The sequence below is a fragment of the Cupriavidus sp. DL-D2 genome, from assembly GCF_039710735.1.
Taxonomy (GTDB): domain Bacteria; phylum Pseudomonadota; class Gammaproteobacteria; order Burkholderiales; family Burkholderiaceae; genus Cupriavidus.
In genome coordinates, this window is sequence record NZ_JBDKXK010000011.1 from 66,550 (window position 1) to 82,045 (window position 15,496).

Here is a 15,496-nt window from a genome sequence, read left to right on the forward strand (position 1 = left end):
CCTACACGCTTGCGGTGGCTCTCATTCTCTCGGGGCGCTGAAGGAGGGGGGCCGTTTCATCGGACAGATCAGGCCCCTGCCTCGCGTTCGACCGTGGCATGCATGCCGTAACGGATTTGGTAGACGGTATTGCACCTCCAGCCGGCGGTTCATCAGGTCAAAGTCGAGTCGTTCTATCCCCTCCACCTTGCCCAGGCGCTTGCGAATCAGGGCTTCCTCGGTGGGGCAGTCCATGTTGGTGATCAGGAACTGCGTGGTGTTGCCCGTGGCTGCAGGGACGAGCGAGATGGCAGTGCCGCAGGGACCTCAGCCGGCCTCGATGGAATGAACCCAGCATTGCACCATGTCAGACAAAGTGGATGATGCTTCTATGCCTTGAAGGGTCACATCGCGTGAGTGAACATGAATTACCTACAGAGCGGGGCCAAGCATCTCCGCGCAGCCTGCTGCGACCTCCCATGAAGGTTTCCTACTTGCTGCTGGCGTCCAGCGCTTTCATGACGTCTTCAGTGATGTCAATGCGCGGATTCACATAGACTGCCTGTATGACAAGGTCGTACCCGCGCTGCTCGGCAAGCTGGCGAATCGCCTGCTGGGCGCGCTCTTGCACCCGTGCCAGTTCCTCGTTGCGGCGCTGTTGCAAGTCCTCTCGGAATCCACGCTGCTTGCGCTGGAATTCGTGGGTCAGCTCGGCCACTTCGTGCTGGCGGCGCTGATGGTCAAGATCTGTGAGCACGGCCGCTTCCTTCTCGAGCTTGTCAGCCAAGGCCCTGGTCTTCCGGTCCATGTCCTGCAGTTCACGGTCGCGCGTGGAAAACTCCTGTGCAAGCCTGTTGTGGGCCTGCCTGGCTGGCAACGAGTCCGGCAGAATAAGTTCGGAATTGACTACGGCAATGCGCGCTGGCTGCGCTAGCACCGGTCCTACCGCGCACAGCATGGCGGCGGACAGCGCCGCCGCTATCAGAGTTTTCGGATGTGGGGTTGGCGTTTGCATGAGCGACGGAGCCGTACCTTTTGTGAGTGTATGGCGGTTACCGGTTACTTCTCGGAGTGGCGTTTGGCATGCAGAAATTCATGGGCTCGAGTGTAGTGAAATCGAAGATGTTGCAGCACATTGGATCGGTCGGCTTGGATCCCGCGCTCGGCAGGTTATAGAGCAGTGCCGAGGCATGCCCCAATGATATGGCCGGTCGCCTTTAGCCCAGCGCCTCTCATTGGCAGCCTGTCAGCTGATATGTCGGTGCGATTTGACACCATGTAGTGGCTACAGGGTCAAGACAAGGCTGCACGCATATATGCCGCCTGCTACGAACAAAGCACCCGCGCCGCACTTCAGGAGAAAAGTTCGGCAAACGCGTAGCGTTTTCCTTGACCCTATGGCAGCTACACAGTGCTAGATGAAGCACTAGAAGGGGCTAGCCCAAACTGGCGTGGACCTTGTTGGCTGGTCGCGTCTGGTCGCAGGCATGCATTTCCCGGCAGACGTTTTGGCGGCTTGGGAGGCGCACTTGGGAGTCTGTGCCTTTCTGCGGGGCTATGGCAGAGGCTGCCTTGCGCGTCGGGAACGCTTCCGCCTGCGCTGTTTGGGGTGGCGCACATGCCGCTTAGCGCCGGCGACAGGAAAGCGTTCGCTGAAGGCGGATCTGCCTGTAGTCCTTCGTGGGATCCGCGTCCCTACTCTTCTCCCAACAGCTGTGGTGTCTGATGGGCTGTTTTCGTAAGGCCCTCCAGAATGCCGCAGTCCTTGGCCTCTCGCGACAGACCGCATTGACTGCGCAATTGCTTCAGGTCACGTTCCAATGCCATCAACTCTTGTATGCGGCGCGCCACGTGTCGAATGTGGCCTTCTAGCAGGACGTTGACCTCTCCACAGTCCTCGTGGGGCGCATCCTTGAGACGCAGCAAGGACCGAATCTCGTTCAGGGTCATGTCCAACGAGCGGCAATGGCGGATGAACGCCAACCGCTCAAGGTGCTGGGAAGCGTAGAGTCGGTAGTTTCCAGAGGAACGAGCCGGCGCCGGCAGTAAGCCTTCATGCTCGTAGAAGCGAATAGTCTCCACCGTGGTGCCGGCGGTTTGAGCAAGTTTGCCGATCTTCATGCTTTTCCCCTTTGTTGGGCTCCTGTCTGACGCCCTCCATGCCGGATGGTGTCGACAAATTCAAGTCCGTGCAGTGTGAATGGAGGTTTGGACTGTGCCGTACAGACAATCCGAGCGCCACGCAGCGGCGCTGGCCGGACTCCGAATGTGGACACGAAGGTGCGCGTCAGGTGCGCGCTGTCGGCGAAGCCGGCGAGATGAGCAGCCTCGGTGAGCGTACAACCATCGGAGAGGGTGCGCACCGCACGCTGCAGGCGCAACCAACGCACGTACGCCCGGAACGACAGTCCGCTCGCCTCCGCGAACCAATGCATGAAACGGGAGGACGACAGGCCTACGGCGTCGGCGGCATGTGCGACATGCACGGGTCCCTCCAGCGACGTTTCCAGCCACTGGAGGACCGCAGCCCAACGCGAAGCCTCCGTGGCAGGTTGTGACACATTCGCTGTTTCAGACGGCATTGCGCCTCGCAGCCAGCGGTCCAGCTCATGTTCCAGCATATCCGCCTGCACGGGGCTCGGCGCCATCGTGGCTGCGGGCCGACGGCCAGTAGGGCAAACGCTGTGCATGGTCGGGTCGAGAAACACCATGCGCACCGGGCCGGCCGCTACGAGACGATGCGGCACCCCGGCCGCAAGAAAATGTCCCGGGGCCTGCAATCCGCCCCAGGCCCCTTCGAGGAGCAACATCCCCTGTTTGCTCCATGCCAACTGAGCTGCTTGATGTCGGTGCAACCGACCGGCCTCTATCGGTCCGATGTAAATGGCCCAGCCGCGGCCGATGGTCAGCAGCGGCTGCCTGTCGGATGCTTCGTGTTCATCCGCGGGCTGGGCGTGCCTGCATTCTGCCGAAGAGCTCATGGAACACGATCAAGGCAGCACCGAGTGTGATGCCGATGTCAGCCACATTGAAGGCCGGCCAATGGTACGAACCCCAATGAAGATCGATCCAGTCGACCACCGCTCCGCGTGCGACCCGGTCGATCATATTGGCCAACGCGCCGCCCAAGATCAGTCCGTAGCTGATCCGCTCGGTATCGGTGGTACCAGTACGCCGAATCATGTACACAAGGAACGCGGAGGCCGCCAAGGCAATTCCAATGAAAAAATATCGCTGCCAGCCCCCCGCGCCGTGCAGAAAACTGAAGGCGGCACCTCGGTTCAGCACATGCACGACGTTGAGGACGGGCAGCCAGTCGAGGCTTGCACCGTAGTCGACCCAGGCCACGATGGCTACTTTCGTCCCGATATCCATCGCCACGATAAGGGCCGCCAATACGAAACCCAGGCCAATGCTGCGATCAGCCCGCATGGTGGTCACTCTCAGTGGAGGGGCTGGTCCCCAGCAGGCGCAGTCCGTTGAACACCACGGCCAGGCTTGCGCCCATGTCGGCAAGAATCGCGAGCCACAGGCTGGCATGGCCGGTGAAGGCCAGCACCATGAAGACCGCCTTGGTACCGATCGCGAAGGCGATGTTTGCCTTCAGCACGCCACCCACCCGGCGCGACAGCTTGATGAACTCAGGCAGCTTGCGCAGGTCGTCCTGCATCAGCGCCACGTCGGCGGTCTCGATCGCGGTGTCGGTGCCAGCAGCGCCCATCGCAAAGCCGATGTTCGATTTGGCCAGCGCGGGCGCATCGTTGACGCCATCCCCGACCATGCCTACCGGCGCCTTCGCGCCAAGCTCTGCGATCGCAGCCAACTTGTCGTGCGGCAGCAGGTCGCCGCGCGCGTCGGTGATGCCCACCTGGGCGGCCACCGCTTCCGCGGTCTTGCGGTTGTCGCCGGTAAGCATCACCGGCTCTACGCCCAACTGCTTGAGCGCCGCTACCGCACGCTTGCTGCTGTCCCGGACCGTGTCGGCAACTGCCAGGACACCCAGTGCCTGCTTATCGGTGGCAAGCACCACTGCTGTCTTGGCCTGCGCTTCCAGGCTCTCCAGCAGCTTGCGGACCTGCTCGCTGGCCACGCCAAGCTCATTTGCCAGGCGGTGGTTGCCGACGTAGTAGGTCTGGCCGTCGATGTCGCCCTTGACGCCACGGCCAGCCAGAGCCTCGAAGCGTTGCACTGAGGCGTGCGGCTTGTCGCCGTAGGCGTTGACGATAGCTGTGGCCACTGGATGTTCGGACAACGCATCCAGGCTGGCGGCAATGCGCAGCACTTCCGTCTCCGAGAGCGCGCCCGTCGGTACCGTATCGGTCAGCGCCGGGCGGCCGTGCGTAAGGGTGCCAGTCTTGTCCAGTGCCACCGCGCGCAGCAGACGCCCTTGCTCCAGGTACAGGCCACCCTTGACGAGGATGCCACGCCGCGCGGCCGCAGCCAGGCCGCTGACGACCGTCACCGGTGTCGAGATCACCAGGGCGCAGGGACAAGCAATCACCAGCATCACCAGCGCCTTGTAGACCCATTCGAACCAAGGCGCCCCAAAGAACAGCGGCGGGATCACGGCAATGGCGATCGCCAGCGCAAAGACAGAGGGGGTATAGACGCTCGCGAAACGATCAACGAAACGCTGCGTCGGCGCGCGCTGGCCTTGGGCTTCCTGGACCGAGCGCGCGATACGGTCGAGCGTGGTCTCTCCCTTGCGCGAGTGCACTTCGAATTCCAATGTGCCGCGCTCATTGATCGTGCCCGCGAACACCGTGTCGCCGGGGTTCTTTTCCACGGGCATGCTTTCGCCGGTGATGGGCGCCTGGTTGATGGCTGATGCGCCCGACACCACGACCCCATCCAAGGCGATACGTTCGCCGGGACGAACGCGCACGACGGCTCCAAGCGGCACTGTCTCGGCCTTGACCTCTTGCCAGCGACCGTCGTCCTGGCGGACGAGTGCGGTTTCCGGCGCCAGGTCCATCAGCTTGCGAATCGCGTTGCGCGCCCGGTCCAGGCTTAGCGCTTCGATCATCTCCGCGATGGCGAACAGCCAGATCACCACGGCGGCTTCCGGCCACTGGCCGATCAAAGCGGCACCGATGACGGCAATCGTCATCAGGAGGTTCATGTTCAGTGACAGCGTGCGCAGCGCGATCCAGCCTTTCTTCAGGGTCTCGATACCGCCCAACGCAATGGCCGCCAGCGACGCGGCCACCACCGGCCATGCCGATTCACCCATCCCGGCGAATGTGAGGACTTCCGCGCCAACCGCCAGCACGCCGGCGGCCCCCATGCGCAGCCACTCCGCCTTCGAAATGCCGGTGCCAAAGTCCCTCGTGACTGCGGGGGCAGGCCGACTATGGTCGCGCAGCACCGGCTGCATGCCAAGTCGCTCAATGGCCGCTGTGATTGGCACCTCGTCCTTCAGCGAATGGCTGACGGTCAGGGTCCGGCTCATCAGGTTGAACTGCAGGCTGCTGACACCCGGCATGCCTTCCAACGCCTTGCGCAGCAGCGCCTCTTCGGTCGGGCAGTCCATCTTTTCGATCAAGTAGGTGGCTTGTCCCTTGGAACTTGCCCCTGCCTCGCGCTCGACCGTGGCATGCATGCCGATCTCGCGCAGTGCGCCGAGGACCGGTGCCGGATCGGGCAGGCGGTGTTGCACCTCCAGTCGGCGATTCATCAGGTCGAAGTCGAGGCGTTCGATGCCCTCCACCTTGCCTAGGCGCTTGCGGATCAAAGCTTCCTCGGTGGGGCAGTCCATGTTTGTGATCAGGAACTGCGTGGTATTGCCCGTGGCTGCAGGGACGAAGGAGACGGGGGGCGTGCCGCAGGGACCGCAGGCAGTCTCCGTTGTCGCTGCGCAATTCGCGCCCGGAGGAGTTGTGTCTTCGCCCAGCCTTGCCTGCATGCCGATCGATTGCAACGCCGTCAGCAGGGGTTCCACCGAGGACAAGGTGTGGACGACAGACAGCTGGCGTGCGGGTAGGTCGAACTCGAGCGACCGGACGCCGGCCAACGGCTCCAGCCGCGCGCGGATCGCCGCCTCTTCGGAGCGGCAATCCATGTTTGGAATCGTGAATGTGTCTTTTGACTCTTCTAACGCAGCGCTCTGGCTGCCGGCGCAGGATCCAGCGCACGCGGATCCGCAAGCGGCGTTGCCCGCGGCTTCGCCGTCGTCCTCCATCGATGCTTGCATGCCGATCTCATGGAGGGCCTCCAGCAACGGCCCCGGGTTCGGTAGCCCATGCCGGACGGTGAGGCGGCGCTGGGGAAGGTCGAACGAAAGGGACTCTACCGCTGGCAATTTGGCAAGCCGTGCACGGATTGCCGCTTCTTCGTTGCGGCAATCCATGTTGGGAATGCGGAAGACGGATGTCGCGCCGTTCAGGTCCTCCGCCTTCTTCCTTTCTTGAGTTGATCTCGCATCACTTTCGGCATGGGCTTGGTCGAGTTTCATCATTCGCCTCTTTCTGTATATGTCAGAATTTCACACCCTAAAGTAGATACAGAGTCAAGGGCTCTGCCTCCTGGTCGGAGGTTAAGTTGCCTCGGAACGGGCCTTTTCCTCATGTTCTGTCGCGTCAACCAGGATTTCACGACCTCCGTTAGCGGCGATCGCAGATACCACCAGACCCAGAACCAGGTCTGGCAGGTTGGAGCCCGACCACATCACGAGCGCTCCGGACAACACAATGGCCAGATTCACAATCGAGTCGTTGCTGGTGAATATGGCGGAAGCCTTGAAGTTGACGTCTTCCCCGCGGTGGCGTTTCAGTAAGCGCAAGCAAATAATGTTCAGCGCCGCATTGATCGCTGCCATGACCATCATCGCCGGCCCCAATGGCGCCTCGCCGCCAAAGAACCGGCGCAGGACTTCCACGCATAGCATCAGGGCCAGCCCAATCAAAAGCCACCCCGATAGCCGCGCTGCCCGCACCTTGATGGCTCGCGATCGGCCGACGGCGTACAGGCTGACGCCATACACCAACGCGTCGGCAAGGTTGTCCAGAGCCGCACCAAGCACCGCCGTGGACGCCGCCCAAAGGCCCACGCCCATACCTGCCAGACATTGGCTGACATTAATCAGTAGTACCAGCCACAGAATCCGGCGGTCGGCCGCCTGACTCGCGTCGAGGTCAAGGCGTTCTTTGTCGGGGAAGTGGTCGTTCATGCAACTCCTTTGTTAACCCGCCTGTTTCCACAGAAGATCTGAGTAATTTCACACCCCGTACCTGCTATAGAGTCAAGACGTCGCCCGCACACAGCATGTTTATTCAAGCTAGCTGTCTGTCGCTTGGAGAAACTGGAGGAAATTGAACTCTGGAGTCGCAATGACAGCGCGTTCTGTGGTGCGGTACGGCGCCTATCCGACCATCATGGCCCTGGTAATCACAGGGGTTTCGGTCGCCCCATCCCACGGCACGCCGCTGGCTTGGCTGGCGTTGTGGGCCGCCGCCGGGCTATTTCTTGTTGCTTGGCTGGAGCGCATTGTCCCGTTCGATGCACGGTGGCAAAAGCGGGATCTCGACTTTCCGGCGGATGTCGCCCATGCCGTTGTGAATTTGGCCGTGATGCACGGTGCCGTGCTGGGGTTCGTGGTGCTGCGGGAAGGAACGGGTTGGCCCAAGCTATGGTGGCCTGCGGAATGGCCATACTTGTTGCAGGTATTACTCGCAGGGGCGCCACTGGACCTGTCGCTGTATGCCGTCCATCGGCTCAGCCACCACTACGGCTTTCTGTGGCGGCTGCACAGCATTCATCATTCGTCGCGGCGGCTCTACTGGCTAAACGGGGAACGCCGCCACCCGCTGCATGCAGCCCTGATGGCGGGTCCGGGCTTACTGGTCCTGGGCATACTAGGCGCGCCGGCCGAGGTAGTGGCCGGCTGGTTCGCAATCCTGGCGGTCCATCTGGCATTCCAGCATGCCAACCTGGACTATAGCCTGGGGCCGGTGCGGTATATGTTAGGCGTGGCAGAACTCCATCGCTGGCACCATCGGGAGCGCTTCGCGGACGCGCAGGTCAATTTCGGGGAGTTCTGGCTGGTATGGGACCACCTCTTCGGTACCTTCTATCAACCGCAGGCGCCACTGGGCGCAATCGGCATCGAAGGCGACCCGGTGCCGCACCGCTACGGCGAGCAACTGATTTATCCGTTTGAACGACCGGATCCGCAAGTTCGTCTGGCCACCGAAGACGTCTCGCAGGGCCGCGATGCTGATGTCTAAAGCCGCTCTCGTTGGTGAAACCGGCTCGCAAGCTGCATCCAGCATGAATGCTCAGGTGGGATCTGACAGGACTATTTGCGCCGTCTTGAAGTTATGCGACGTCGCGTGGACGAACCTGATCTGTCATTCTCGAGGCCGCGCTTGATGCGCATCTGGCGACGAAAATGCCAGGCAAGCGAACCTGTAGCACACACCGTGAACGCCACGGCAAACACGATGACAACGATGACTTCACGTGGCAGGTCGAAGGGTGGGCGGCTCACTGTGGCCGAACGTTCATGGAAAGCGGTTTCGATCCCGACGACGCCATTCGGAGGTCTACCGAAGCGGCGTGACGGAGGATTTTGGCCATGGCAGGCGGCACACTGCCCCGATGCGAGCGGTGGTGCCGCCTGAGTTTTACTTGCGCTGCATGTCCACGACTGTCGGCTTGCCGTCGACCGTGTCGAATACGGCGGTAACCGCATCACCTTCCTTGAAGTCCTTCAACGAAGCGCGATCCTTGACCGGGAACGCCATGGTCATGGCGGACATGCCGAGATTTTCGATCGGGCCGTGCTTGAGGGTAACTTTCCCTGCCTTCGCATCGATCTTCTTTACCTCTGCCGCAACCGGGTGGGGGGCCTGCTTCGTTTCGGCTGACGGCTTCATGTCCATGCCCTTCATATCCATGCCGTCCATCGACCCTGCCGCGAACGCAGCCGGTGTGGCAGCGAGAGCAGCCATGATGGCAAGAGTTTTGACGTATTTCATTGTGATTCCTCCGGGAGTGAGGGGTGGGTGGAAAGTGAGACAGATTCGGCCTGCCGTCTGCGTATCAGCAAGTACACCGCCGGCACAACAAACAGGGAAAGCAATGGCGCGGTGACCATGCCGCCAACCATCGGAGCCGCAATGCGCTGCATGACCTCCGAGCCGGTGCCATGCGACCACATGATGGGAATCAGGCCGGCAAGAATGACAGCGACGGTCATGGCCTTGGGGCGGACCCGCAGCACTGCCCCTTCCTGAATGGCGTCCAGCAATGCGGACACGCTGGTTTCGCCTCGGCCCTCGCGTTCGCTCCAGGCTTGCTTCAGGTAGAGCAGCATGATGACGCCGAACTCGGCTGCCACGCCGGCAAGGGCGATAAAGCCGACAACCCCCGCTACCGAAAGGTTGTAGCCCAGCAAGTAAAGCAGCCAGAATCCGCCGATGAGCGCCAGCGGCAGCGTGCCCATGATCAGTAGCGCTTCATCGAGACGGCCGAACACCAGGTACAGCAACACGAAGATGATCAGCAGCGTGAACGGCACCACCACCTTCAGCTTCGCGGTGGCCCGCTCCAGATACTCGAACTGACCCGACCAACTGAGGGAATAGCCCGCTGGCATCGGGACCGCCTTGGCCACGGCGGCCTGCATGTCCTGGACGGCCGAACGCAGGTCACGTCCGCGAATGTCCACGTACACCCAGCCGGACAGGCGGGCGTTTTCGCTGCGCAGCATCGGCGGCCCTTGCACGACCTGGATGCGCGCGACGTCGGATAGGGTGATCTGCTGACCCCGGTCGGTGACGATGGGGAGGCTGCGCAGTTGCTCCACCGAGTCGCGGTAGTCGCGCGGATATCGGACATTGATGGGAAAGCGCGCCAGCCCGTCGACCACTTCCCCCACGTTGTCGCCACCGATGGCCGAGGACACGATGCTCTGGACATCCTCGATGTTGAGCCCATACCGCCCGGCGGCCATCCGGTCGATGTCGACATCGACGTAGCGCCCGCCGGACAGGCGTTCGGCGAGTGCAGAGGTGACGCCTGGCACCGCCTTGACAGCATCCTCGATCCTCGTGGCCAGTCGGTCAATTTCCTTCAGGTCGGTGCCCGCCACCTTAATGCCGACCGGGCTCTTGATGCCGGTGGCGAGCATGTCGATCCGGTTGCGGATTGGCGGCACCCAGATATTGGACAGGCCCGGCACCTTCACCACGCGGTCGAGCTCTTCCACCAGCTTGTCGGTCGTCATGCCGGCGCGCCACTGGTCGCGCGGCTTGAACTGGATGGTGGTCTCGAACATCTCGATGGGGGCTGGGTCGGTCGCCGTGTCGGCACGGCCGGCCTTGCCGAACACGGTCTCGACCTCGGGCACGGTCTTGATCAGCCGGTCCGTCTGCTGCAGCAGTTGCGCCGCCTTGCCGGCGGACAGGCCCGGCAGTGCCGACGGCATGTAGAGCAGGTCGCCCTCGTCAAGGGGCGGCATGAACTCGCCGCCAATTCGCATGATCGGCCAGGCGGTCGCCGCCATCAGGAGCGCGGCGATCGCCACGGCCGTTTTCGGGTAGGCGAGCACCTTTGCCAGCACCGGCTGATAGCCGCGAATGAGCCAGCGGCTGAGCGGATTGGACTGCTCCGAGGGGATCTTGCCACGGATCATGTAGCCCATCAGGACCGGCACCAGGGTGACGGACAATCCCGCCGCCGCGGCCATGGAGTAGGTCTTCGTGAACGCCAGCGGCGAAAACAGGCGGCCCTCCTGCGCCTCCAGCGTAAACACCGGGATGAACGACAGCGTAATGATCAGCAGCGAGAAGAACAGCGCGGGTCCCACCTCGGCGGCCGACTCGCCAATCACGCTCCAGCGCTCGCGCTCGCTCAGATCTCGTCCGGGGTTGTCCGCATGCCAGTGTTCCAGATGCTTGTGAGCGTTCTCGATCATGACGACCGCGGCATCGACCATGGCGCCGATGGCGATGGCGATGCCGCCCAGCGACATGATGTTGGCGTTCACGCCCTGATATCGCATGACGAGAAAGGCCGCCAGCACACCGAGCGGCAGCGAGACAATGGCCACCAATGCGGAGCGCAGGTGAAACAGGAAGACCAGGCAGACCAGCGCGACGACGATGAACTCCTCGATCAGCTTGTGCGTCAGGTTCTCGACCGCACGGTTGATCAACGCGGAGCGGTCATAGGTCGTCACGATCTCGACACCGGCCGGCAGGCTCTTCTTGAGGACCGCCAGCTTGGCCTTCACCGCCTCGATGGTCTCCAGCGCATTCTTGCCCGATCGCATCACGATCACGCCGCCCGCTACTTCTCCCTGCCCGTCCAGTTCGGCGATACCTCGCCGCATCTCGGGGCCAAGCTGGACGGTGGCGACATCGCCCAGGCGCACGGGAATGCCCGCGTCACTCGTGACTATCGGGATGCGCCGAAAATCGTCCAGTGTCTTCAGATAGCCCGAGGCGCGCACCATGTACTCGGCCTCGCCCAGTTCCAGCACGGAGCCGCCGGTCTCCTGGTTGGCGCCCTTGAGGGCCGCCAGCACCTTGCCCTGTGACAGGTTGTACGCGCGCAGGCGGTCCGGCATCAGGACCACCTGGTACTGCTTGACCATCCCGCCGAGGGACGCGACTTCGGCGACATTCGGGAGCGACTTCAGTTCGAAACGCAGGAACCAATCCTGCAAGGCGCGCAACTGGCTCAGGTCATGCCGGCCGGTCTTGTCCACGAGCGTGTATTCGTAGATCCATCCAACGCCTGTGGCATCCGGGCCCAGAGCCGGTTTGGCCGCAGCCGGCAAGCGGGATTGCACCTGGTTCAAGTATTCGAGCACGCGCGAGCGCGCCCAGTACAAGTCGGTGCCATCCTCGAACAGCACATAAACAAAGGAGTCGCCAAAGAAGGAATAGCCGCGCACCGTCTTCGCGCCAGGCACCGATAGCATCGTGGTCGTCAGCGGATAGGTGACCTGATTCTCGACAATCTGCGGCGCCTGGCCGGGGAACGGCGTGCGGATGATGACCTGTACGTCGGACAGGTCCGGCAGCGCGTCAAGCGGCGTGCTGCGCACCGCCCATAGGCCCCAGGCGGTCAGCATGACCGTTGCCAGCAGGACCAGGAAGCGGTTGCGAATTGACGCCAGGATGAGTCGGGCGATCATGGCTTGCCTCCCTGGACAGAGGCGGCGGGCTCGACCGCGGACAGGACAGGCATGCCGTCGTTATTCAGATGGAAGCGGAAGCGCACGCGATCGCCCGCCTTGAGCCCTTTGGGCAGGCCCGCGGGCGGGGCGGCAAAGTCCATGGTCATGGCTCCCCACTGTGCCGACGGGATGGGGCCGTGTGAGATCGTCAGGCCTGCGCCCGTTACCGCTTCGATGCGCCCGACGCCCTCGTGCTCCGGCGCCGGCGCAGCCGATGCAGCGGGTGCGGAAGCCGCTGGCGCCACACTCATGCGCTCGGCCGTGCCGCGCAGGCTCGCCTCCGAATCGATCAGGAACTGGCCCGAGGTGACGACCTTCTGGCCAGCCTTGAGTCCATCCACAACCTCCACCATGCCTTCGGCCTCGCGGCCGGTCTTGACGTCGGTGGCCACGAAGCCCGCCTTGCCGGCATCGACGAAGACGACACTGTGCTGGCCGGTGCGGATGACGGATTCCACGGGAATCTGCAGCACTTCCTTTTCTGGGCCGCTATCGAACCGAACGGTCGCAAACATACCCGGCAGCAGATGCTGGCCCTTGTTGGGCAAAACAATGCGCACCTTGATGGTTCGCGTGGCCGGATTGACGTCAGGCAGGACGGTATCAACCTTGCCCACGATCGGGTCGGAGACGCCAGTGGGCAACACCTTGGCAGGCAGGCCGGCCGCGAGGGTACGGGCCTGTCCTTCCGGCACCTCGGCAATCACCCAGACCTGGCTCAGGTCGGCCAGGCGAAATAGCGTCATGCCGGGGGAGACGGTCATGCCATCGCGAACGGCGACTTCCGTCACTACGCCATCGACCGGACTAGGAATGCCCAGGCTGGGCTGCAACTTTCCGGAGCTTTCCACGGCGCTCACCTGCCCAGGGGTCATACCCGCCTGAAGCATGCGCGCTTTTGCCGCACCCGACAGGTCGGATTGCGCGCCAGCGGGCAGGCGTGAGACGGCAAGATATTCTTCCTGGGCGGCGACCCAGTCGGGCGAGTACAGCGTCACCAGCGTCTGGCCCCGCCGCACGGGGTCGAGCGTCGCCCGTACGGCAACGTGCTGGACGAAGGCGCTGGTGCGTGCCTGGATGACCTGGACGCTGCGCTCATCGATGGCGACGTTGCCGGGCGCCTCGAGCACCGGGCCCATCTGGCTCGCCTTGACCTCGGTGGTGCGAATGCCCAGGTTCTGAGCGACGCGGCTATCCACCGTGACCCCGCTACCGCCGCCATCGCCATCCGCGTAGACCGGCACGAGTTGCATGTCCATAAACGGGGACTTGCCGGGCTTGTCGAAACGCTGGCCGGGCACCATCGGATCGTGCCAGTACAGAATCTTCTTGCCGGTCTGCGGGTCCATGTCGCCCGCTTTCTGGCCGGACGGCGCGCCGGCCGACGCCGGCGCCTGCGGCGACTGCGCGCCCCGCGTGACGCCGAAGCGGTAGCCGCCATAGCCCACCGCGCCGAGGAGGACGAGGCATGCCGCCGTGATCATCAGTGGTTTCTTCATTTGAGGTCCTTCGCGGCAGGCTCAGTTTGGGCGGTGGGCAGTGGAATCAGAAAGGTCAAGTCAGCCCACAGCCTTGCGGTCTTCGCCTCCAGCGATAGCCGCTCCAACGCGGTGTCAATGGCGCGATGATTCGCTTCGGCCAAAGCGAGCAGCGAGCCCGTATTGGCCCGATATGCCGTCAGCGCGGCGTCTGCCTGAGCGCTCGCCAGCGGCAGCGTTGACGCGTCATAGCGCTTGAGCCGGTCGAGATTGCGCTGCAGTTCGGCCAGCTTGGCGTCAATCATGCTCTTGGTATTGCGCCTGATGATTTCGGATTTGGCGCGAGCCTCCTGCGCCTGCGCCAACCTGGCGGCGACTTCACGGTCCTGGCGGTTTCCCTGGTCCCACGGGACGGGGAAGCTGACGTTCAGCGAAGCCATGTTGGAGTACGCGGAGCCGCGCTGGCTGTACATCAGCTCCACGGTGACATCCGGCTTCTTGTTCTCGGTTGCGGAGCGGATTTCCGACTCCGCCAGCGTGACGTCACGCTGTGCGGCGGCCATCTCGGGCACGGTATCGAAATCTGTCAGGGCAAGTTGCCGGACGCGCTCGGGCACATCAAGAGGAGGCCGCTTGCCGAGTGGACGGCTCGCGTCCGTACCAATCCAGCGCGCGAGATTTACCTCGGCGGTTGCGATGGCGGCCCGATTTTCATCCTCCCGGTCTCGCAGCTTCTGGACTTCCAGTTCGGCCGAGAGCACATCCGCGCGTGTGCCGCGCCCGCCGCGGTATGCGGCAGTCGCGGCCTGGAGCGCGAGATCCAGCGGATGGCCATGGTGGCCGAGCAGCACGCCGGCCTGTTCCGCATACCAACGGTCAAGCCATGCCGCAACGGCATTGCGTTGTACGTTGGCCAGACCAACCGCGCGTTGCGCATCGGCCGCGGAGGCCTCGGCCTCGAAGCGAGCGGCACGGGCGCGACGCTTGTCCGACCGCGTGAATTCCTGCATCACGCTAATGGAGCGCTGGGTCATGAAATCCCGGCTGAGCGAGAACGCGTCGGGGCCGGTGACCGGAACATTGTCGAGCCCAAGCTTCAGCACGGGGTCGGGCAACTGGCCGGCGGCGACCGCCATCTGAACGGCAGCCTCGACGGAACCCCGGGAAGATTCAGCATCGCCAGCATGCGCGGAGGCAAGCGCGATGGCTTCCGCAAGGGAAAGGGAGTCAGTGGATTGCGGCGTCGCGGCTTGCGACACCGTCATGCCGAGAACAGGCGCGCATAGCAGCGCCAGCGTCAGGCGACGTAGAAAAAGCATACAGCCTCCGAGAGCAACGACAACCACCCCGGCATGGGGGATGGCAACAGTTCGGCGTTGTTCCGGAGGCTACGTGCGAAAACAGCAGTGAAGAATGGCCAGCGGCGGGGGCGGCGCACGCGGCTGTGCGTCGACGCTCAGTACGGTGCGCAGATCAGCCACCACCAGATGCGCTGGCTCGATGACGTTCACCAGAACAGGCAAGAATGCCGGAATCTGCGGGGAAACATGGTCGGCACTCTTGGAGTCCGCCTGGCAGTGCCCCAGGCAGAGTGCCTTCTGGTTGCCGCCCTGGTCGCTCTTGTGGTCCGCCATGTCGGGGCAGGACTCCATCAGGGCTGACGCCGCGTTGACGTCCTCCATCTGGTAGCGGCTACCGGTACAGGCGTACGCAGCCGCTGCCAGCTGGACTGTCAGGAAGACAACGAGAAGGAAGCCAGCGAACCAGGGATGCCGGCGGGCCGAGTGATGCAAGGGTGTTTTTGAGCGTTGACACGCGCAAGCATAGCGTCTTTGTCTCGAATTGCAACGTC

At 63.2% G+C, this 15,496-nt stretch carries 13 protein-coding genes; 1 reads left to right on the top strand and 12 read right to left on the bottom strand.

Annotated elements, in window-relative coordinates:
* Positions 1-21: 21 nt before the first annotated feature.
* From ABDB81_RS08050 to ABDB81_RS08080, 7 genes are all read right to left on the bottom strand, one after another.
* Positions 22-288 (bottom strand): heavy metal-associated domain-containing protein, encoded by a 267-nt coding sequence (locus ABDB81_RS08050; RefSeq protein ID WP_338123553.1) that lies wholly within the window; start codon positions 286-288, stop codon positions 22-24.
* A 181-nt stretch (positions 289-469) separates the two neighbouring features.
* Positions 470-994: an OmpH family outer membrane protein gene (locus ABDB81_RS08055; protein ID WP_115737194.1), complete on the bottom strand. Its 525-nt coding sequence runs from the start codon at positions 992-994 to the stop codon at positions 470-472.
* A gap of 680 nt (positions 995-1,674) precedes the next feature.
* Positions 1,675-2,100 carry a Cd(II)/Pb(II)-responsive transcriptional regulator gene (gene cadR, locus ABDB81_RS08060; RefSeq protein WP_053821795.1) on the bottom strand — a complete coding sequence of 142 codons (426 nt, stop codon included), beginning with the start codon at positions 2,098-2,100 and terminating at the stop codon, positions 1,675-1,677.
* The gene (locus ABDB81_RS08065) at positions 2,097-2,960 is read right to left on the bottom strand and encodes an AraC family transcriptional regulator (protein ID WP_082371465.1); all 864 of its coding nucleotides are present in this window, start codon (positions 2,958-2,960) and stop codon (positions 2,097-2,099) included. Before ABDB81_RS08065 ends, cadR begins: the two co-directional genes overlap by 4 nt.
* Positions 2,917-3,411, bottom strand: a complete 495-nt coding sequence (gene lspA, locus ABDB81_RS08070) for a signal peptidase II (protein ID WP_053821794.1) — start codon at positions 3,409-3,411, stop codon at positions 2,917-2,919. Before lspA ends, ABDB81_RS08065 begins: the two co-directional genes overlap by 44 nt.
* The gene (locus ABDB81_RS08075) at positions 3,401-6,364 is read right to left on the bottom strand and encodes a heavy metal translocating P-type ATPase (protein WP_255459777.1); all 2,964 of its coding nucleotides are present in this window, start codon (positions 6,362-6,364) and stop codon (positions 3,401-3,403) included. The genes lspA and ABDB81_RS08075 overlap by 11 nt, the downstream gene beginning before the upstream one ends.
* Positions 6,365-6,514: 150 nt before the next feature.
* A complete protein-coding gene (locus ABDB81_RS08080) occupies positions 6,515-7,147 on the bottom strand; it encodes a cation transporter (protein WP_053821792.1) in 633 nt (210 codons plus the stop codon).
* A 160-nt stretch (positions 7,148-7,307) separates the two neighbouring features.
* Between ABDB81_RS08080 and ABDB81_RS08085 the strand changes: the two genes are divergently transcribed.
* A complete protein-coding gene (locus tag ABDB81_RS08085) occupies positions 7,308-8,204 on the top strand; it encodes a sterol desaturase family protein (protein ID WP_082371464.1) in 897 nt (298 codons plus the stop codon).
* Positions 8,205-8,603: 399 nt separating this feature from the next.
* On the opposite strand, the gene ABDB81_RS08090 is transcribed toward ABDB81_RS08085, so the two are convergent.
* The 5 genes from ABDB81_RS08090 to ABDB81_RS08110 all read right to left on the bottom strand — a co-directional run bounded on the left by ABDB81_RS08090 (position 8,604) and on the right by ABDB81_RS08110 (position 15,437).
* Positions 8,604-8,957, bottom strand: a complete 354-nt coding sequence (locus ABDB81_RS08090) for a copper-binding protein (protein WP_053821791.1) — start codon at positions 8,955-8,957, stop codon at positions 8,604-8,606.
* On the bottom strand, positions 8,954-12,124 hold the full coding sequence (locus ABDB81_RS08095; RefSeq protein WP_137924344.1) for an efflux RND transporter permease subunit: 3,171 nt from the start codon (positions 12,122-12,124) through the stop codon (positions 8,954-8,956). Before ABDB81_RS08095 ends, ABDB81_RS08090 begins: the two co-directional genes overlap by 4 nt.
* The gene (locus ABDB81_RS08100; RefSeq protein WP_137924343.1) at positions 12,121-13,665 is read right to left on the bottom strand and encodes an efflux RND transporter periplasmic adaptor subunit; all 1,545 of its coding nucleotides are present in this window, start codon (positions 13,663-13,665) and stop codon (positions 12,121-12,123) included. The genes ABDB81_RS08095 and ABDB81_RS08100 overlap by 4 nt, the downstream gene beginning before the upstream one ends.
* Positions 13,662-14,963: a TolC family protein gene (locus ABDB81_RS08105; RefSeq protein ID WP_137924355.1), complete on the bottom strand. Its 1,302-nt coding sequence runs from the start codon at positions 14,961-14,963 to the stop codon at positions 13,662-13,664. The genes ABDB81_RS08100 and ABDB81_RS08105 overlap by 4 nt, the downstream gene beginning before the upstream one ends.
* Before the next feature lie 69 nt (positions 14,964-15,032).
* On the bottom strand, positions 15,033-15,437 hold the full coding sequence (locus ABDB81_RS08110; protein ID WP_137924342.1) for a hypothetical protein: 405 nt from the start codon (positions 15,435-15,437) through the stop codon (positions 15,033-15,035).
* Between the last annotated feature and the right edge of the window lie 59 nt (positions 15,438-15,496).

What these genes read in the sequence shown, in the direction of transcription:
- ABDB81_RS08080 (WP_053821792.1), bottom strand. Translation starts at nt 7,147, where the DNA reads ATGAACGACCACTTCCCCGACAAAGAACGCCTTGACCTCGACGCGAGT.
- cadR (WP_053821795.1), bottom strand. Translation starts at nt 2,100, where the DNA reads ATGAAGATCGGCAAACTTGCTCAAACCGCCGGCACCACGGTGGAGACT.
- ABDB81_RS08100 (WP_137924343.1), bottom strand. Translation starts at nt 13,665, where the DNA reads ATGAAGAAACCACTGATGATCACGGCGGCATGCCTCGTCCTCCTCGGC.
- ABDB81_RS08095 (WP_137924344.1), bottom strand. Translation starts at nt 12,124, where the DNA reads ATGATCGCCCGACTCATCCTGGCGTCAATTCGCAACCGCTTCCTGGTC.
- ABDB81_RS08090 (WP_053821791.1), bottom strand. Translation starts at nt 8,957, where the DNA reads ATGAAATACGTCAAAACTCTTGCCATCATGGCTGCTCTCGCTGCCACA.
- ABDB81_RS08065 (WP_082371465.1), bottom strand. Translation starts at nt 2,960, where the DNA reads ATGAGCTCTTCGGCAGAATGCAGGCACGCCCAGCCCGCGGATGAACAC.
- lspA (WP_053821794.1), bottom strand. Translation starts at nt 3,411, where the DNA reads ATGCGGGCTGATCGCAGCATTGGCCTGGGTTTCGTATTGGCGGCCCTT.
- ABDB81_RS08105 (WP_137924355.1), bottom strand. Translation starts at nt 14,963, where the DNA reads ATGCTTTTTCTACGTCGCCTGACGCTGGCGCTGCTATGCGCGCCTGTT.
- ABDB81_RS08085 (WP_082371464.1), top strand. Translation starts at nt 7,308, where the DNA reads ATGACAGCGCGTTCTGTGGTGCGGTACGGCGCCTATCCGACCATCATG.
- ABDB81_RS08055 (WP_115737194.1), bottom strand. Translation starts at nt 994, where the DNA reads ATGCAAACGCCAACCCCACATCCGAAAACTCTGATAGCGGCGGCGCTG.